The following is a 16,807-nucleotide window of genomic DNA, read 5'->3' as shown; positions in this document are numbered from 1 at the left end:
TAATGTTATCGACTTTCGAGTTGATGATAAAAGGAAGAAGCCAGGCTGGGGAGCCTGGCTTCTTCCTTATTAACAAGCTACGAAACTTGTATGTAATGAAATAACCTAGAGAATCGCAGAACGATCCGAACCATCACCAGAAGAATCTGAAGACATTGGCTCTAACGGTTCGGGTGCACTTTGACGAGAACGCGCAATAAACGCCATCGCATGGTACACCACAAGAGTTGCCGCAGTACCTAAAGCAATACCAGCGAACTGAAGATTACCAATATCCCACGTGTAGTCAGCAATGCCAATAATGAGAGCGACAGAAGCAGCGCTCAAATTCACCTGATTTGAGAAATCTACACGGTTTTCTACCCAAATACGCACACCAAGCATACCAATCATGCCGTAAAGCACAGTCGCTGCGCCACCAAGAACACCAGCAGGAACAGACGCTACAGCCGCACCAAAGACAGGGAATACGGAAAGCGCAATCGCAAAAAGAGCCGCAAACCAGTAAGCAGCAGTCGAATACACCTTAGTCGCTGCCATGACACCAATATTCTCTGCATAAGTGGTAGTACCAGAGCCACCACCCATACCCGCAATTGTTGTTGCAAGACCGTCAGCCATGATGGCACGGCCAGAATAAGAATCAAGATTTTCACCAGTCATCAGAGCAACAGACTTAACATGTCCAATATTCTCAGCGACCAGAATAAGAATGACTGGAATGAACAAACCTGCTAGGTTCCAATGGAACTCAGGCGCTTGGAAATGAGGAAGGCCAATCAGCCCTTGCTCCTCCCACGTCTTATGAATAACGCTAAAGTCTACTTCTCCACGAATGACAGCAGTCAGGTAGCCAATCATAACGCCCAAGAGGATGGACAAACGTCCTGTCATCCCTCTAAAGATAACGGAAATGAGAAGTATGGAACTAAGAGTGACGAGAGCCGTAACAGGTGCTTTCATGAAGTTATCTTTTGCGCTAGGGGCAAGATTGAAACCGATGAGAGCAACAATAGCGCCCGTAACGAGCGGCGGCATTAACGCTGTGAGCCATGCGGTGCCAGCCACCTGAACGATAAGTCCCACTATAAAAAGTGAGATACCTGCCATGACAATGCCGCCAAGAGCACCAGCTGGTCCTGCCTGATTCATCGCAGCCCCGATAGGGGCAATAAAAGCAAAAGAAGATCCAAGGTAGGAAGGTACTCGTCCTGCGGTAATGATGAGGAAGAGAATTGTTCCTAATCCAGAGAAGAGAAGCGTCGTTGCCGGCGGAAAACCGGTAATCAGAGGCACAAGGAAGGTTGCACCGAACATGGCAACAACATGTTGAGCGCCAATTCCGATGGTGCGTCCCCATGTGAGTCGTTCGTGCGGAGCAACGACGTTTCCGGGGGAAATATGTTTACCGTTACCGTGAAGTTCCCAACGGAACGGGGAACGAGGTGAGGTATTTGAGCTCATAAGAGGCTCCTGCTGATTGTGAGTATGTAAAAGAACCGCTGATTATTGTACGCCAAAATATGACAGGAAACCCCACCTGAACCCAAGAAAAGCAATAGACAGAGCACACATACAAGATGAAAATACTTCACCAACATATGCCGAACTCAACGGTTAAGAGCCATATAACGACATCTCTTAAACCACAAAACACCACATAAACAACCGGTGGGTGCACCATCATCATGGTGCACCCACCGGCAGAATAATAATTCTTGAGCGCTTATAGGTCTCAGCTCATTAGTGGATACCTTTCATACGCTGAAGAATCCAACCATTGAAGAACCAGAGGATAATGCCGATAACAATGGTGCCAACACCGAGGATGGAGAAATAGGCTACCTCAGTCTCCTCAGAATAGAACTGTGCCAACCAACCAGAAAGCACCGTTCCCATGGACACTGACGTAAAGTAGAACGCCATCATATTGCTTCGATGGGCCTCAGGGGCAAGCTTTGTCGCTAGCGAGAAACCCACCGGAGAAATCGTCAACTCAGCGATGGAGTACACAAAGAGGATAAGAACAATCCAACCAACATTGACAGAAGGGTTACCTGCCTGTGTCAGGAAGATCAGGAACGCAATACCTACACCAATGATGCCAAGGGCAAATTTAATAGGTGTTGGAGGCTGGCGATCACCAAGTTTGGTCCACATCGTACTAAAAACAGTACCGAAAAGGATAATAAAAATAGGGTTGATGGAGTTAATGGTGCTGGGAGGGAATTCAAAACCAAGAATGTTCCAGTCAAGGCGAGTATCGGAGTACACTGCCATGACGGTGAACTGCTGCTGGTAGAGAGCCCAAAATACGGCGTTACCAACCCATAGCGGCAAGAACGCAATAACTCGTGAATGCTCTGTCTCAGTGGTCTGCTGTGAGGTGAGTAGCTGGTACGCCAACGCAGAAGCGCCAAGGAGGATAAGACCCATGACCCAGCTAGAGAGATTATCTGCAGTCACAACACCCAAGGAAAGAAGAAGCGCAATGATACTGAGCACCGCGATAGCTGCAATGCTGTAGCGGCGTTTTTCGTGTCCTTGGAGAGGATCAGAAATGGTGTGAACCTCAGCGGGAAGATTCTTACGTGTCAAAGAATATTGAATGAGACCAAACGCCATACCAATGGCAGCTAGACCAAAACCAAAGTGGAATCCAAGAGTCTTCCATGCAAAGCCAGTCAATAGAGGACCAAGGAGAGCGCCAATATTAACACCGATATAGAAGATAGTGAACCCAGCATCTCGTCGCGGGTCAGTTCGTGAGTAGAGTGATCCGACGAGCACTGACGCGTTAGTTTTAAGGCCACCAGAGCCGATTGCGACAAGAACCATACCGATAATAACTCCGGCAACACCAGGGAGTAATGCAAGAGCTATATGCCCTGCCATAATGGCAAGCGCCGAATAGAACAATGTTCGTTCTGGCCCAAATACGCGGTCACCGAAGAACCCTCCGACGATAGCGAAGAGGTAAACCATCGACCCATAAGCGCCGATGATACCGGTAGCTGAACTTTCTGGAAGTCCAAGGCCACCGTCTGCCACCGAATAGTAGAGGTAGTAGACCATGATGCCTTGCATGCCGTAGAACGAGAAACGTTCCCACATTTCTACGGAGAAAAGGTTTGCCAGCATACGGGGATGGCCAAAGAATTTTTTGCCGGTCGGGTTATGAGGATCCGATACCGGAGAGTTTCCTGCTGCTGCAGAATTCATATCAACTCGCTAAATTTTTTTTGGGGTACTGATACATCTTGTACACAGATGTTTTCTTGTAAAACCTTAGTCCAAAAACTGGTTTATCTGCATATTCTTAGCATATTGCCTTGTAAAACATGCTTTATCCGAGGAAACACATCGTAAATTAGGAGAAACTTTTTAACATTCCTTCAAAAATCCTCTTGTTGGTTCGTCCATCTAATGGAAGAGTTGTATCTAACGTCCGTATTTCTAGGAGTAAAAAATCATGAATGACGAGCTATCGCAAGTAACTGTTGAACAGATTCCTGAAGGCGCTAAAATTCTTGACGTTCGAGAAGACTTCGAATGGGAAGCTGGCCATATTCAAGGCGCTCAACATATCCCACTGGGAGAGGTACCTGCACGTTACGGAGAAGTACCTACCGACGTTGATGTGTATGTTATCTGTCGTTCCGGTGGACGTTCTTTGAAAGCAACTGCCTATCTTAACCAGTACGGTTTTGATGCGATTAACGTTCTTGGTGGAATGGGCGCGTGGGCAGATGCTCAAAAACCTATGGTTTCTGACAATGGAGACACTCCTCAAGTTCTCTAAAATACTGTACTTTTCACGCCTTTTATGAAGCCTTAGAGAACATCGAGAACAAGAGGTGTTCTCACTAAGTATTTTAATGAGAACACCTCTTGTCTGTAGGGCAAAAGAATCTACCGGATAGAAGAAAATTATCAGTCCCGTACATCCGGTAGCATATATTGGGTGAATAAGCCTGTGGAACTAGAGATTTTAGCTCTGAGCTACCCTATTGAACCTGCCCAAGCCTATCCGGTTATTACTGCTGATAGCAGGTATTCTTATTGGCTTGATAGCGCTTTAGCCAGCTCTAGCATGTCTCATTATTCTTATATTGGTGTAGTTCCTGAAGACTCCCAGATATTGCACTATGTTCACGCTGGAACACCAACCCCACAAGTACACCTCTACGACGGAAACGGAACACCCAACGGCACCATTGATGGTGACATCTGGGAAGTTCTCCACCAAAAATTAGAGACAGCACCCACCCCCGCATCGGGCACCATGTCCTCTCCTGAAGAGACTCTACTACTGGGCGGATACGTCGGATATTTTGGGTACGAAACACACCTCGATTTAGACATCGGTGCTAATACTCCACATGCAAAAAATGCTCCCCGTACTACACCAGATGCTTTATGGTTTCCTGCAACGAACTACCTCATCTATGAGCATCGCACAGCAAAGAGCTGGCTAGTTGGAGATAGCACATGGATCCATCACATGGAGCGGCAGCTTCGTAACCTCACGATATACCAGCCAATTCCGGCACCTCAGTTGAACTTTCCAACGCCCTCAAAACAGGACTATTGCCAGCATGTAGAAACATGCCTAGAGCAGATACATGACGGCAACAGTTACGAAGTATGCCTCACCACCGCCACACACATACACACAGAAAAACCGTTGAGTGCAGAAGAAGCCCTAGGGATTTATCTCGCTCAAAGAGAAAAGAACCCTGCCCCTTACGCCGCTTTCTTCAACTGTGCAGGATGGTATGTGCTCAGTTCTTCCCCAGAACGCTACCTTCAGGTGAAAAACACCGGAATCGTGGAAACGAAACCTATCAAAGGCACCATTCCTCGCAGTCACGACCCCGTAGAAGACCAACAACGAGCACAATGGCTCAGGGACGACCCAAAAACACGGGCTGAGAACCTGATGATTGTTGACCTACTGCGAAATGATCTCTCAACAGTGAGCCAACCAGGTACGGTTAACGTTCCGGTGCTGATGGGAGTAGAAAGCTACTCTACGGTACATCAACTTGTGTCCACTATTCGTTCACAGTTACGTGAGGGAATCACTGCTGTTGATGCAGCGGCCGCATGTTTTCCTGGCGGCTCGATGACCGGAGCACCTAAAGCATCTACGATGAGCATCATTGACTCATTGGAAAAACGCGCTCGCGGAGTATATTCGGGTGCTCTGGGGTTTTTTAGTGCAGACGGTTCGGCTGAGCTATCCATTGTGATTCGAACACTCATTATCGACGCTGACGGCACCATATCTGTGAGTGCAGGAGGCGCTATCGTCTACGACTCTCATCCTGAAGCTGAGTATCAGGAGATGTTGACGAAGTTGAACGCTGCTGTGCCACATAGAGGGCAGCCATAATTAACGGTAACTGCAAGGGCAGACGACGTAGCCGTTGAGCATCTGTCTCAAATACACCTGGAATATCAATCCCTTCAAGGTATTGATAAATATTGGCTGGGAAAACTGCCACAAATAGTGCTGCGGCTGCTAAACCAGCAGCTTTTCGTGCTCGTGGTGCGAGTAGGAGTGTTCCTCCGATAGCGAGCTCTGCTACGCCAGAAAGGTACACAATATTTTCAGCTGAGCCTGGGACTATGGGTGGAACAATGCTCGCGAATTTTTCGACTGAATCTTTTTTGAAGTGCAGTGCACCCATGAAGCTCAGACCGGTGCCAAGAACGTAGCGTGTTATTTTTTGGGATGTTTTTTCGGTTGGGTCAGAAGAAAAAATACTCATATTTTCAGTCTAGTCGGTTCTTGATGTAGTAGAGAGGTGTCAGCTAGTTCCGGAAAATGTATCTATAAGATTCAAAACATAGTGGCATATATGTGAATCATCTAATTGGGTAATAAATGATTCTCGTCGTTGGGGGAGTGAGGGTGAAAAAGAGGTATAAGACAATCAGCTTGTATGCTGTCAGAAGCATATGTGCTCTCCAAAATATGCTCAAGAAGTCTTGTTAATCGTTGGCTAGAGACTCCTGAGGTTCGCTATATTCTTGTCTGCGCTGTACTATTCAAAGGGTCAGAAAACAATCATGGGTAGCAGCGTGAACACTGAAAAAAATAATTTGCTGAAATATGTTTGGCCTTCTCTTCTCGCATCGCTGGGAAGTATCGTTGTTGGTTTAACAGATTCAGCATTGATTTCTTATTACTCAACTAATGCTCTTGCAGGTGTTTCTTTAGGAGCATCGTTCTACGAACTTCCAGTAAATTGTATTCTTGGCGCGTTAATGGCTTATAGAATTCTCGCACCACGTGTAAACTCTGATACGATCCGCGAGACTATAGGAATTAAACTATTTTTAAAAATATTTGTTCCTCTTTCGTTATTTATTTCTTTGGTAGGTATAGTATCCTCGATACTACTTTCTAAGAATAGTTCTGATTCTATCTGGGCTGCTGCGATTTTATACTTTGCTGCTAGAATTCCTAGTATTATTGCAGAGACTATCTCAACACTTATCGTAATACAATTAGTTTCTTGGGGAAAAACAAAAGTTCCAATTATTGTATTCTGTATAACCGCGCCATTCAATATAATTATTGATTTTTTCCTTATCTATGGACTCTTCTTTGCTCCCGAACTAGGAGTTGTTGGAGCAGGCTTAGGAAGTACTCTTGCTTCATTTATTCCTCTTGTATACCTTTATCTGGTTTTCAATAAAGAGAAGAATAAATTTAATGAAAACTCAGAAAATGTTGAAAGAAACTATAAGGGGTGGGGCAAAATTTCTTTACCTTCACTTGGGTCTGCTTTCGTAGACTATGGGGGTAATATAATCTTTACCGCATTGATTTCTGCTGCAGGAATTGTTGAACTTGCAGGAATGAGGTTTGCTGTTCAACTCCACATCGTTATTTTTATAATAATCTCAAGCTTCTCGAGTGGTATTTTATTTATCTTGGGGAGTAAATATAAAGAAGAAACCCAAGGTGAAGATTTTATCTTTATCAAGAAGTATATAGACAGGGTGTTTGCTAGAGTTTCTGCTTTTACTCTTGTCTTATTTATTATTTTCTGTGTATTCTTTGGACGTTTTATATCTCCAGATGAAGACGTTGTTCATGCGTTTTATAAGCTGGCTATATTCCTAACGTTTATTATTCCTTTTGCTTGTGTTGCGTACTCAAATATTACATTACAACGCTTTTATGGGTTTACTATAGATGATTTTAAATCTAACTCTTTAGCAGTCTGGGCAATTCAAATTCCTATTGCATTGTTGTTATTAAATATCTTTTCTGGTATATGGCCTTTTGCTGGACTGCTTGGGTATTGGATGTTTAGAGCAATGTGGAGCAGGAAACAGGTTAGAACGAGGTTTATAAAGGCTCAGGCTGATTAGGGGTTTGGTGGCGGAACCGGCGTTTGTCTGGCAAACATGGTCTATATGTGCAGGCTTGGTTGTTTGTTGGAAGTACGTGTTAGGAACAACGGGTGACAGCTAGCGGTCCTATCAATCAGAATCAGCGGGTCTTCAAAATCGTGTTTTACCGTAGCGATACTCAGCCGAACTTTTCGGTAGCTACTTGCCTGTCATGCGAATCCTTCAATGCGTGCAAACCTAGTTACATCATCAATGTGAACAAAATACCGGAATGGTACATCACAAGCTGGGTGCTTCTGGTCGGGTCACCGTTGCGATGTTATGTCTATAAAAACGACACATGAGTAGTGTAAAAATTTATGGATTTTTCTTGTTCCTGCCATGGCGTTGAGACACGGGGCGTCGGGTCGTCAAATAAAGATTTGGTCATAGGGTTGCCGCTTGTGCCATCAATGAAAAAACTAGAGTAATTTATGGAATAAATATTATAATTTTATAAATTTTCTTGAGAAAATTTAAGTCTCACTTTAACAAGGTGGTTTAAATAAAATGAGCGATTACCTGTTTTGGTGATTTGTTTATCAATATCCATCAGCTGATAGGAGTCTCAGATGCTTACATGGCTAGGAATCAAAAACAACACGCAGGAACAACCAGCCCGACAGTTCTTTGGTCGCTCAAAGAAAAAGACAGTTACCCTCACCCTTATAGGGGCACTGTGTCTCCTATGGGGTGTGCCGGTAGTTGTCAAAGCGCTATTGCCAGAAAAATGGGGCAATGATCCGGTAGGGGCAGTCATACCGGGACTCATTGGGATACTGGTAGCAGTACTCATGGTGATGGTTGTAGAGCGACTAGATTGGGACAAACAATCCCCACGATAAAGGGTAAGAGCTGCATTTATGAGTTACATAGATGATTTCTTTAAAAGGTCTGACACTAAAATTGCCACAGGTATAGCTTGCGTAGCACTATTTCTAGGAAGCTTTGGAGATGAGGCAACGCAAGTTATGTTTGCCTTACGTTTTTCAGAGACAGGTCAAACTGCACCTGCACAAGTATCTGCATTACTTGCTGCTGGGCTTCTTGGAGGTATATCAGCTGGCTTTTTCACTTCGTTTGCTTGCATTTTTCGGCGCTCGGCGTGTAATCAATATTGTATTTATCGCTGAAGCAACACTTATTGCTGTTGCATCATTTATGAATACACTGTTCTGGTGTCTCATAGTTTCCGCAGCACTTGGGTGTCTAGGCTCTATACTCTGGTCTGCGGTGATGGTTGCGCTTCCCGCATTGTTTACTGATGAGGCAGGAATCGATAGAGCAAACCGAGTGATTCAATCGGTACGTAACCTTGGATATGTTGTTGGACCACTCATTGGAAGTATCTTTTTTGCCTTATCACCCGGGCCTCAGGGGTTCTTGTATGTAGCTATTCTCATGCTTATTTCTGTAGCCTGCACTGCTATATCGTTACCTAAACTATTGAACGTTGGTGTAGGTACGAAAAATAGTTATGGAGATAGTAAAAGCGTAGATATATTGGGATTACTCCGGACTGAAGGAGTATCTCGTGCAATCACTCCGCTCCTCATTACAGTTTTGGTAACTAGCGCATTAAACGTTCTTCTTCTGGTAAGAATCCGTAATGAACTCGGTATAAACGCCGAGATTTACGGAGTTATCGTTGCAACGTTGAGCACGGGCCTGGTAGCAGGCCCCGTAATTTTTCTAGCTTTGTAGGAAAGAAAATCGGCGAGGCGTCTGGTGCTTCTATAGCAGTAGCCGTAATTGGTCTCAGCATCGTAATAGTAGGTTCAACACAACTTACTTGGCAGATAGTGGTAGCAGCAGCATTCATTGGCGTTGCTAACGGTGTTCAAAACACTCTAATGTCAGGGTTCATCATCAAAAGAGTAGACTCGACAAAGCGAGTTCTTCAGATGCCTGCCTATGTTTTACTCCTGCAAACTGCAGTATTTATAGGTTTTATTGGTTCCGCTTTTATACATGTTGATTAAGCTGGTCTTGCTTTAGTTATAGTCGGTTTTATAGCTACGTTCGTAGGATTATTTGGCGCGTTTGTAAATCGGTCTAATAAACAACAACTTTCAAAAAAAGAAAAGAGGATACTGAGATGACTGCTGGAACAAGCAGATTCGAGCATAATCAATTAGCATTAGATGCCGTTGATTTGCAACCACCAATAGACAAAATCGTGAGGTCTGGAATAGCAAAACTTCGAGTAAGCCAATACTATTTCGATGAGCCCTTGTTTGATAAATACGAAGCAACAACTGTCCGAGCAACATGAGACTTTGCCGCCGCTGAGAGCATCGTAAACGACGGAGATGAAGTACTTGACCTTGGATGTGGTGATGGGCGGCTTCTCTTGCACCTTGCTGGGTAACGTTTAGGGTGATTCTAAGTGTTCAAGAGCCGTTTTCCCGAAGCCAGATTTTCTCTTTGACTGCACGATAGGGAAGGCAAACAGCTCATTAATCTAGGGTGTGACATTTGGGTGGAAGTTAAAAATCCATGTAAGCACTGTTTAACCTAGTTAATAACCGTTTTTACCCCTATTTTTACTCCACTACAAAAAAGCTTCTTTCAAGAAGTTTTTTCATTAAACCTCGTACTTAAACGTGCGCGTGAGAAGCTGTAGATAACTCGCCACCTCTCAGAGGTGTTTTATCTGCTTATCAAAGACCTTCATCCATAAAGAATTAGCTATGTTATAGACCTAATTCAGTACGGATTTCATCAAGGGTATATGTGCGGACTCTACCTTCACGTATTGCTTGAGCACGAGTCTGCAATTCATAAGCATGTTCAAGTTCTGAGATACTCTGTTCCAATGCCTCTTTGACATAAAAAGCAACAGGGCGTTCAGTGCGCTGAGCCAATGCATTTAAACGCTTTTTGAGGGTGGTTGGTATGCGTACTGTGAGTACGCTATCTGATGTAGTAGCCATGTAACATACATGGCACATTGTATTGTGCGTGGTCAAGGAGTTTGAATCAAGAATTTTGGGATATTTTATTTCTCATTCCTTATACGTGACTCTAAAAAGATTTCCCCGTACACACGAGGGTTTGGTGGCTTTATCAATTTGTGATGTGATAAGTTGACTGATTATTTTTGCCATGATTGGATTAATATTATGCTAACCACCAGAGTAGAGGTGCTCAGATGGAAAAAAGAACAATGACTTTTATGAAAAAATTTCAACTGGTTTTGTTGTTGGATTTCTAACTCTTGGCTTAGCAGGAGGAATATACACTCCTGCAGTTGCGGAAGAGTGTAAGGGCGAAACGAAAACTGAGGTCGTATCAGTTGATTTTATTACTGGCGGCCAAACCAATGATGTTAAGTTAGATTCCTGCAAAGTCCAGAAAATGATTGATGGGTATGGGCAGGTAAAGGACTCGGCAGGACTTGCTGGCCTTTTGGGCTCGGGTTATTGGCCTGTTGGAGTAGCGGCGGAATCTTCTTCGGATGGGCCTGGAATAACCAGGAAAAGCTTAAAGAATGTGCTCAAGATGGAAATGGGGTCACTTTCACAGAAATCAACGGAATTGTTACAGGCTGTTCATCTCAATAAAGGTGCTGAATTAAAGTGCTAACAAAAAATAAAATTATCCTGCCTTTGGTATTTTTTGCTATCGGTATATCTCTACTAGTTGCTAGAAGCATGGGCTTTATAAACGAAGCTGTCAGTAACTATTCGATGCTAGCTCTGCTAATTATCGCGATAAGCACTGGGATATATGTTGCAAGCGTTGCGCGGTCGAGCCATTCATAAGGAGCCGATAGAGAATTTAGAACGGGCTTAGAGCAGTTTTAGATAAAAAAGAACTGGAAGAACGGTAACTCTTCCGGTTCACAAATTCCGTCTCGTGTCTTACTGCGAAAGGAATCCAAGCTTGTGTCTACGAGTCTAGTACTATCCAGCAGAACCGCAACAAAAGAAGCCCGGTTCGCCGTACACGTCACAGACGCCCAGAGGGTCTTTCTCTGCTCAGAAACCAGGAGCGCCCCGCTGGCCAAAACCCCTACGGGCAGACCTATACAAGTACGCGTTTTAACAGCCCAGCCCCTTTTTCTATCGTGCGTTGGTTATCGACATTGACCACGTTTTCGCGTCTAATTACGTCTTTGATTTGCCCCTTTTTATAAAAATCTTTTGAGAGGAGTTTGCGAGCGCATTAGGGTGCGTGACGGGGGTATAAGGCGACGTTTAGCAAGTACAGTGTAATCACCAAACGTGGAGCTTCTTAGGCCTCTTGTTTTAGCGTAGTTGATGTTGGCTCTGGTGGCAACTGTTGGTGTTGGAAGCTAAGGGGTGGTTCTTGTCGTCGTGTGGTGGTTTGTAAGAGTAACTAACTGGACTTGTACTGTCTAGTTGCGTCCAGCGCTCACTCTTTGCCGAACAGAGCAGGGGGATACCCCAACTAACTAGAAAATACTTGTTTTGATATTTAAAAATACCTGTTTTGACGTTTACTTCTCTCAAAAAGCTCTCTACAGTGAGATACAAGTCATGCATAACATATGTTTTGCATAATAAGAGCGGGAGGGTTTCATGATTTTAAGAAACTGCTTCTGTGCTTAACGCCTTCAGGTGTGAAGTTGACTGGAACTATGGTTGCCCAGCTCCTATAGCTGGATTTTTGCCGGTCAGCGACTATCTTCTAGCAACTCAGAATTGGTGTGAAGTAGCTTGGGTGTTAGCTTGGCTAGTTGATGTCAACGTGCTTGAAGGCGGACTCGTAGGTATTGTGACATATCTGGTAGCTGCAGGTGTCTGGTGTGCAACCCCATGGGTGATTTAGGAGAAAAATGTTTGGAAATGAAAAGGTAAAAACTCTGTTGCGAATGTTTCAGACGAAAGGTGTCTACGAGTATTTTGCAACACCAGAGCTGCAGATGTTCTGTGGTTATGTTGTAGCAGGGCAACGTAGGCAAGCAATTGCAGAGTATGCGCGGGTGTTCCCAAATGCTTCAATTGTTGAGAGATATGTGGCATTTGAGGCAGCGAAATCTTTGGGGAACGCTACTTTAACTAGTTTCCAAAAGTAGTATTCTCTCCAGATCTATAGCCCGTTCCAATTCCACCCACGCACTTCCCTATCAGCTCTGACCCGGTTTATAGGAACTTTTTTCTTACACACGTCTGGCGTTGAAATGCACCACTGCCGCGTCAGTATCAGGTAATAATTGGCTAAGGGTCACCCTAAGCCTTGTGAATTTTTTAGGAACATATTGACCATTCCCAGGATTCGCTCTATAGTTGTTCAAAACATTTGCAAATATGTTTTGAATCACATTTTTAAATCCGGTAATGGATTCTCGTAGCAATTGGGAGTCGTCATGAAAAGGTCCATAAGATAGTGGCAGCTGCTGCCGATCTAACTTTCGGCATGAACGAGGTGTTTGATCTGCTAGGAATAGGGTCATGTGTTTCTTTGGTTAGAGAACTCCGAGGGTAGAAAGGGCTTAGATTAATAATTGACACTATTAAATATAATTTATGTGGCTCTCTGGATGATAATAATTATTTTTGCATCTAAGAGGTCTTATGAAAAAGATAATATTTTTAGAAACAATCCAATAATTCTCTCACTACTTTCAATACTCGCATTTTCTGCATATATACGCAATCCATTTGTAGATACATTGGTTTACTTTAGTGGGGTCCTTGCCTGTGTTGCTTCTATATGTATTGGAATATTCTTAGCAAAACTAGGGAAATAGATATAATTAGGTATGGAAAAAATTCCACAACCTACTATATAACTGATATGTATTCCTACGACCTATAAGGCGAAACGAGCATGCTCGAGTACCCCCTAACTGGGGTACACACTTAACTATTCAGGATCAGAAAGTTCCTGTTTGTGAGGATGAGGAATAGAAAGACCAACACGGAATCGGTTGCTTCGCAAACAGAATAACTGTGTACTACCGAATCAAGCTTTCACCGTTGGCAACCGAATTAGCCATGGCGTTGATGGGTGTATGCCTACGAGTTTTTCATCATCTTAGCGATGCTTTATCTCGTGTGAACTGAAGAAGATGACTAGACTAGAGAGCATGACTAAGCTCTCCGAAAAAATGCCCATTGAACAAGCTCGCCAACGCCTACAAGAACTTATCCGAGAACTTGCCGTTGTTCGCGGAAAAGTAACTCTCGCTTCTGGTCAGGAAGCAGACTACTATGTGGACTTGCGTCGAGTAACTTTACACCACGAGGCTTCACGTCTTGTCGGTCAGGTCATGTTAGACCTGATTGACTCTGCCGGTATTGAATTTGATGCCGCTGGTGGGCTCACCATGGGCGCTGATCCTGTCGGGCATGCCATCATGCGCGCTGCCGGTGACGAAGACCGCGCTATTGACACTTTTGTGGTTCGTAAAGCGCAGAAATCGTACGGTATGGGACGTCAGGTAGAAGGCCCTAACGTGCAAGGACGCCGTGTTGTCGCTGTTGAAGACACCTCAACCACCGGTGGGTCTGCTTTGACCGCGGTTGAAGCCCTACGCGCTGCCGGCGCTCAGGTAGTTGCTGTAGCTGTGATTGTAGACCGTGCTACTGGCGCAAAAGAACATATTGAAGAGGTTGCAGGAGTCCCTTGCCTCTATGCATACTCAAAAACTGATTTAGGCCTCGACTAAAAAACTTTTCTGGTGGTAGCAGCTGCACCTTTTCTGGTGTCGCTGCTACCACTCTTTTCTTGGCAGATGGAGATAAGGTGAGCGAAGAATACGCTAGCTCAAAAGATGAAAAAACCTCCGCGGAACTATCTCACACCATTGGTGTTGGCCCGTGGGAAGGAGAGCTACCAGATGGTGACTGGTGGGATGAGCAGCTCTTACGAGAAGGCGACCGCCGTAACGTTGTTGATAAATACCGTTACTGGAAAATGGAAGCAATTATTGCTGATCTCGACACCAAGCGTCACAACTTCCATGTTGCTATTGAAAACTGGCAACACGATTTGAATATTGGAACTGTTGTACGTACAGCTAATGCGTTCCTTGCACAAGAAGTACATATTATCGGTAAACGGCGTTGGAATAGACGCGGCGCAATGGTGACTGACAGATATCAGCATGTGCGTCATCACCCCACAATTGAAGAGTTCTTAGAGTGGGCGCGTAGTGAAGATATTGCTGTTATTGGTATCGATATTTTTCCAGATTCACAACAGTTAGAAACCTACGATCTACCTGAAAAATGTGTTCTTGTTTTTGGGCAAGAAGGCCCCGGTCTGTCACCAGAGATTCACCATGCAGCAGAAGCTACTTTATCTATCGAACAATTTGGTTCTACACGTTCGATGAACGCGGCAAGTGCTGCAGCAGTGGCCATGCACGCATGGGTACGTCGCCATGTCTTTGGGCAAAAAGTGCATTCGTCCTAGGGCTTTATAACTATTAAAACGATGCTGGTGGGGCGGTTAAGAACATTCTTAACCACCCCACCAGCAATGTATCTCTTAGTTTTGGGCCGTTATATTTCTGTTGTTAGAGAGAAAAGACCCAGGTGGCTAGAGTCATGGTGGTTGCAGTAATGAGGAAGACCCCGATGACGTTGAGCCAGAAACCGCCTTTAATCATTTGCGAGATGGAGACATAACCAGAGCCGTATGCAATAGCGTTGGGTGGGGTAGCTACTGGAAGCATGAAAGCGCAGGTTGCTGAGAGCGCAACAGGAATAGCTAGTAGCATTGGGTTGAATCCCATTCCCATGGCGATACCACCGGCAACAGGTAAGAAGGTTGCTGCTGTTGCAGTATTTGAGGTTAACTCTGTGAGGAAGATGACTCCTGCTGTTACTAAGAAAATCATGAGCACTAGAGGTAGCGCGTCGAGGTGACCTACTGCTTTGCCAATCCATTCGGTAAGACCGGATTTTGTGAATTGGCTAGAGAGTGCAAGGCCTCCACCAAAAAGCATGAGGACGCCCCAAGGTAGTTGCATCGCAGTATCCCAGTCGATGAGTCGAACACCTTTTTTACCGGCTTTGCCAGCGGGGAGCATGAAGAGAATACATCCGACGAGGATGGCAATTCCGGCGTCAGTAATAGGCGCTTGCTTGCCCCAGATAACGGGGATAAGAATCCATGCAAGTGCTGCACCAATGAAGATAATGAGCACTTGAAGCTCTCCTGAGCTCATGGGACCAAGTTTCTTGTACTCGTTATTGATGAGTTCTTTACCGCCTGGAATCTCTTTAATTTCGGGTCGGAATACTACTTGGGTGAGCATAAACCAGCAAATGAATAACATGATGACGGCTAAGGGAACACCAACAAGCATCCACTGTCCAAAACCAATGACGATGTTGTGCGTATCAGCAAGGTAACCGGAAAGTAGGGTGTTTGGTGGGGTTCCAATGAGCGTTCCTAGCGAACCAATAGATGCAGAATACGCGATACCGAGCATGAGTGCCGTACCAAAATTTGATGTGACGAGTTCTGCTGTCGCATCTTTGGTGCTTGTTCCTGTGTCTTTATGCTGAATTTGAGCGATAAGGGTTAGAACTGAAACGCCGATGGGGAGCATCATGACAGCTGTTGCAGTGTTGGAAACCCACATGGAGAGGAAGCCTGTAGCTATCATGAAGCCGGCAACCATGGCTGAGGGTCGGGAGCCCATAACTCGTAGGGTGAGAAGGGCGATACGCCGGTGCAGGTTCCACCGTTGCATGGCAAGGGCTAGGAGGAATCCTCCCATGAAGAGGAAGATAATGCTGTTGCCGTAGGAGGCTCCTACGTCGTTGATTTTTACTTCTGGGTTGAAGACCGGAAAAATCACTAATGGTAGCAGTGCTGTTGCGGGTATGGGGAGAGCTTCTGTCATCCACCAGCCACCCATGAGGACGGCCGTAGCTGCGGTGAGTCGTGCAGCGTGAGGTATATCTGCTGGCAGGATGCAATACATCAGTACTGCTGCGAATAGACCTCCGAACAGGCCGATGAGTCGCTTGGTGCGTTCACCGGATTCTATTTCTTCTGCACGTGAGCCTCGTGAGAGTTGTACTTGATCGATGGTTTGTGTAGGGACTGGCTCGTAGTTTTTGAGGTGGTCCCCTGTGACGTGTGGGTGCGGATTACTCATAGTGGTAGTTCCTTTATTGCTGTGTGGAGGGCGCGTCGTTGAGCCCTCACAAAATGTGATGCGTATTCGGTGATTCTAGCCACAAGGTTGGTGGTAAAGCTATCTTAGGCACGCCGATAGTGTAGAAAAAGACATCTTTTATTCCAAAAAATGAGAATTGTTCTAGGTGTGTTGTGTAGGGGCGTGATGTGCCATTGTGTGAGATTTAGTCAGCTTTCTTGGTGGTGGTATTTAATGGCGTGGAAAAGCGTGGGTTTTGCTATGACATTTGAGTTTAGTAGGCTTTTTCTTTCCCGTGGAAAGGGT

Annotated in this window: 14 protein-coding genes and 1 pseudogene; 10 read left to right on the top strand and 5 right to left on the bottom strand. The window is 44.9% G+C overall.

The features are described from left to right. Positions 1 to 105 precede the first annotated feature (105 nt). Positions 106 to 1,464, bottom strand: coding sequence for a uracil-xanthine permease family protein (locus tag ACN081_RS01205; RefSeq protein ID WP_419106690.1), 1,359 nt, complete (start codon positions 1,462 to 1,464; stop codon positions 106 to 108). A 279-nt stretch (positions 1,465 to 1,743) separates the two neighbouring features. Beyond that, positions 1,744 to 3,222, bottom strand: coding sequence for a peptide MFS transporter (locus tag ACN081_RS01200; protein WP_419106689.1), 1,479 nt, complete (start codon positions 3,220 to 3,222; stop codon positions 1,744 to 1,746). Positions 3,223 to 3,472: 250 nt separating this feature from the next. Between ACN081_RS01200 and ACN081_RS01195 the strand changes: the two genes are divergently transcribed. Both ACN081_RS01195 and pabB read left to right on the top strand, forming a co-directional pair. Beyond that, positions 3,473 to 3,802: a rhodanese-like domain-containing protein gene (locus tag ACN081_RS01195; RefSeq protein ID WP_419103183.1), complete on the top strand. Its 330-nt coding sequence runs from the start codon at positions 3,473 to 3,475 to the stop codon at positions 3,800 to 3,802. 162 nt (positions 3,803 to 3,964) lie between these two features. Beyond that, positions 3,965 to 5,398: an aminodeoxychorismate synthase component I gene (pabB, locus tag ACN081_RS01190; RefSeq protein WP_419106688.1), complete on the top strand. Its 1,434-nt coding sequence runs from the start codon at positions 3,965 to 3,967 to the stop codon at positions 5,396 to 5,398. Here the strand turns inward: pabB and ACN081_RS01185 are convergent. Then, positions 5,310 to 5,777 carry a hypothetical protein gene (locus ACN081_RS01185; protein ID WP_419106687.1) on the bottom strand — a complete coding sequence of 156 codons (468 nt, stop codon included), beginning with the start codon at positions 5,775 to 5,777 and terminating at the stop codon, positions 5,310 to 5,312. The two genes, pabB and ACN081_RS01185, sit on opposite strands and share 89 nt — an antisense overlap. Before the next feature lie 301 nt (positions 5,778 to 6,078). Between ACN081_RS01185 and ACN081_RS01180 the strand changes: the two genes are divergently transcribed. The 4 genes and pseudogenes from ACN081_RS01180 to ACN081_RS01165 form a co-directional block, all read left to right on the top strand. Then, positions 6,079 to 7,392 (top strand): MATE family efflux transporter, encoded by a 1,314-nt coding sequence (locus ACN081_RS01180; RefSeq protein ID WP_419106686.1) that lies wholly within the window; start codon positions 6,079 to 6,081, stop codon positions 7,390 to 7,392. A gap of 593 nt (positions 7,393 to 7,985) precedes the next feature. After that, complete coding sequence (locus ACN081_RS01175) at positions 7,986 to 8,258, top strand: hypothetical protein (protein ID WP_419103180.1); 273 nt, start codon at positions 7,986 to 7,988, stop codon at positions 8,256 to 8,258. Between the two features lie 109 nt (positions 8,259 to 8,367). After that, entirely contained in the window at positions 8,368 to 9,117 is a 750-nt protein-coding gene (locus ACN081_RS01170; RefSeq protein ID WP_419106685.1) for an MFS transporter, read from the top strand. Between the two features lie 583 nt (positions 9,118 to 9,700). After that, a pseudogene (locus ACN081_RS01165) lies at positions 9,701 to 9,784 on the top strand (methionine biosynthesis protein MetW); the annotation flags it as partial. A gap of 325 nt (positions 9,785 to 10,109) precedes the next feature. On the opposite strand, the gene ACN081_RS01160 reads toward ACN081_RS01165, so the two are convergent. Beyond that, the gene (locus ACN081_RS01160) at positions 10,110 to 10,349 is read right to left on the bottom strand and encodes an antitoxin (protein WP_419103176.1); all 240 of its coding nucleotides are present in this window, start codon (positions 10,347 to 10,349) and stop codon (positions 10,110 to 10,112) included. Between the two features lie 1,633 nt (positions 10,350 to 11,982). On the opposite strand from ACN081_RS01160, the gene ACN081_RS01155 reads away from it, so the two are divergent. The 4 genes from ACN081_RS01155 (at position 11,983) to ACN081_RS01140 (ending at position 14,802) form a co-directional block, all read left to right on the top strand. Beyond that, positions 11,983 to 12,210 carry a hypothetical protein gene (locus ACN081_RS01155; protein ID WP_419106684.1) on the top strand — a complete coding sequence of 76 codons (228 nt, stop codon included), beginning with the start codon at positions 11,983 to 11,985 and terminating at the stop codon, positions 12,208 to 12,210. Positions 12,211 to 12,217: 7 nt separating this feature from the next. Next, positions 12,218 to 12,457 carry a hypothetical protein gene (locus ACN081_RS01150; RefSeq protein ID WP_419103174.1) on the top strand — a complete coding sequence of 80 codons (240 nt, stop codon included), beginning with the start codon at positions 12,218 to 12,220 and terminating at the stop codon, positions 12,455 to 12,457. Between the two features lie 1,014 nt (positions 12,458 to 13,471). Beyond that, positions 13,472 to 14,053, top strand: coding sequence for an orotate phosphoribosyltransferase (gene pyrE / locus ACN081_RS01145; protein ID WP_419101131.1), 582 nt, complete (start codon positions 13,472 to 13,474; stop codon positions 14,051 to 14,053). 77 nt (positions 14,054 to 14,130) lie between these two features. Further along, positions 14,131 to 14,802: a TrmH family RNA methyltransferase gene (locus ACN081_RS01140; RefSeq protein WP_419103173.1), complete on the top strand. Its 672-nt coding sequence runs from the start codon at positions 14,131 to 14,133 to the stop codon at positions 14,800 to 14,802. 103 nt (positions 14,803 to 14,905) lie between these two features. Here the strand turns inward: ACN081_RS01140 and ACN081_RS01135 are convergent, their stop codons facing one another. Beyond that, positions 14,906 to 16,501: an SLC13 family permease gene (locus ACN081_RS01135; RefSeq protein WP_419106683.1), complete on the bottom strand. Its 1,596-nt coding sequence runs from the start codon at positions 16,499 to 16,501 to the stop codon at positions 14,906 to 14,908. Positions 16,502 to 16,807 lie beyond the last annotated feature (306 nt).

The sequence above is a fragment of the Rothia sp. P13129 genome (assembly GCF_048512865.1).
GTDB lineage: Bacteria > Actinomycetota > Actinomycetes > Actinomycetales > Micrococcaceae > Rothia.
Note: the sequence above shows the minus strand (reverse complement) of the source record. Positions and strands in the feature narration are given on the sequence as shown.

Excerpts from the sequence above, each read along its gene's own strand:
- ACN081_RS01205 (WP_419106690.1), bottom strand. The coding sequence starts at position 1,464 with ATGAGCTCAAATACCTCACCTCGTTCCCCGTTCCGTTGGGAACTTCAC.
- ACN081_RS01200 (WP_419106689.1), bottom strand. The coding sequence starts at position 3,222 with ATGAATTCTGCAGCAGCAGGAAACTCTCCGGTATCGGATCCTCATAAC.
- ACN081_RS01195 (WP_419103183.1), top strand. The coding sequence starts at position 3,473 with ATGAATGACGAGCTATCGCAAGTAACTGTTGAACAGATTCCTGAAGGC.
- ACN081_RS01185 (WP_419106687.1), bottom strand. The coding sequence starts at position 5,777 with ATGAGTATTTTTTCTTCTGACCCAACCGAAAAAACATCCCAAAAAATA.
- ACN081_RS01180 (WP_419106686.1), top strand. The coding sequence starts at position 6,079 with ATGGGTAGCAGCGTGAACACTGAAAAAAATAATTTGCTGAAATATGTT.
- ACN081_RS01175 (WP_419103180.1), top strand. The coding sequence starts at position 7,986 with ATGCTTACATGGCTAGGAATCAAAAACAACACGCAGGAACAACCAGCC.
- ACN081_RS01170 (WP_419106685.1), top strand. The coding sequence starts at position 8,368 with ATGAGGCAACGCAAGTTATGTTTGCCTTACGTTTTTCAGAGACAGGTC.
- ACN081_RS01160 (WP_419103176.1), bottom strand. The coding sequence starts at position 10,349 with ATGGCTACTACATCAGATAGCGTACTCACAGTACGCATACCAACCACC.
- ACN081_RS01150 (WP_419103174.1), top strand. The coding sequence starts at position 12,218 with ATGTTTGGAAATGAAAAGGTAAAAACTCTGTTGCGAATGTTTCAGACG.
- pyrE (WP_419101131.1), top strand. The coding sequence starts at position 13,472 with ATGACTAAGCTCTCCGAAAAAATGCCCATTGAACAAGCTCGCCAACGC.
- ACN081_RS01135 (WP_419106683.1), bottom strand. The coding sequence starts at position 16,501 with ATGAGTAATCCGCACCCACACGTCACAGGGGACCACCTCAAAAACTAC.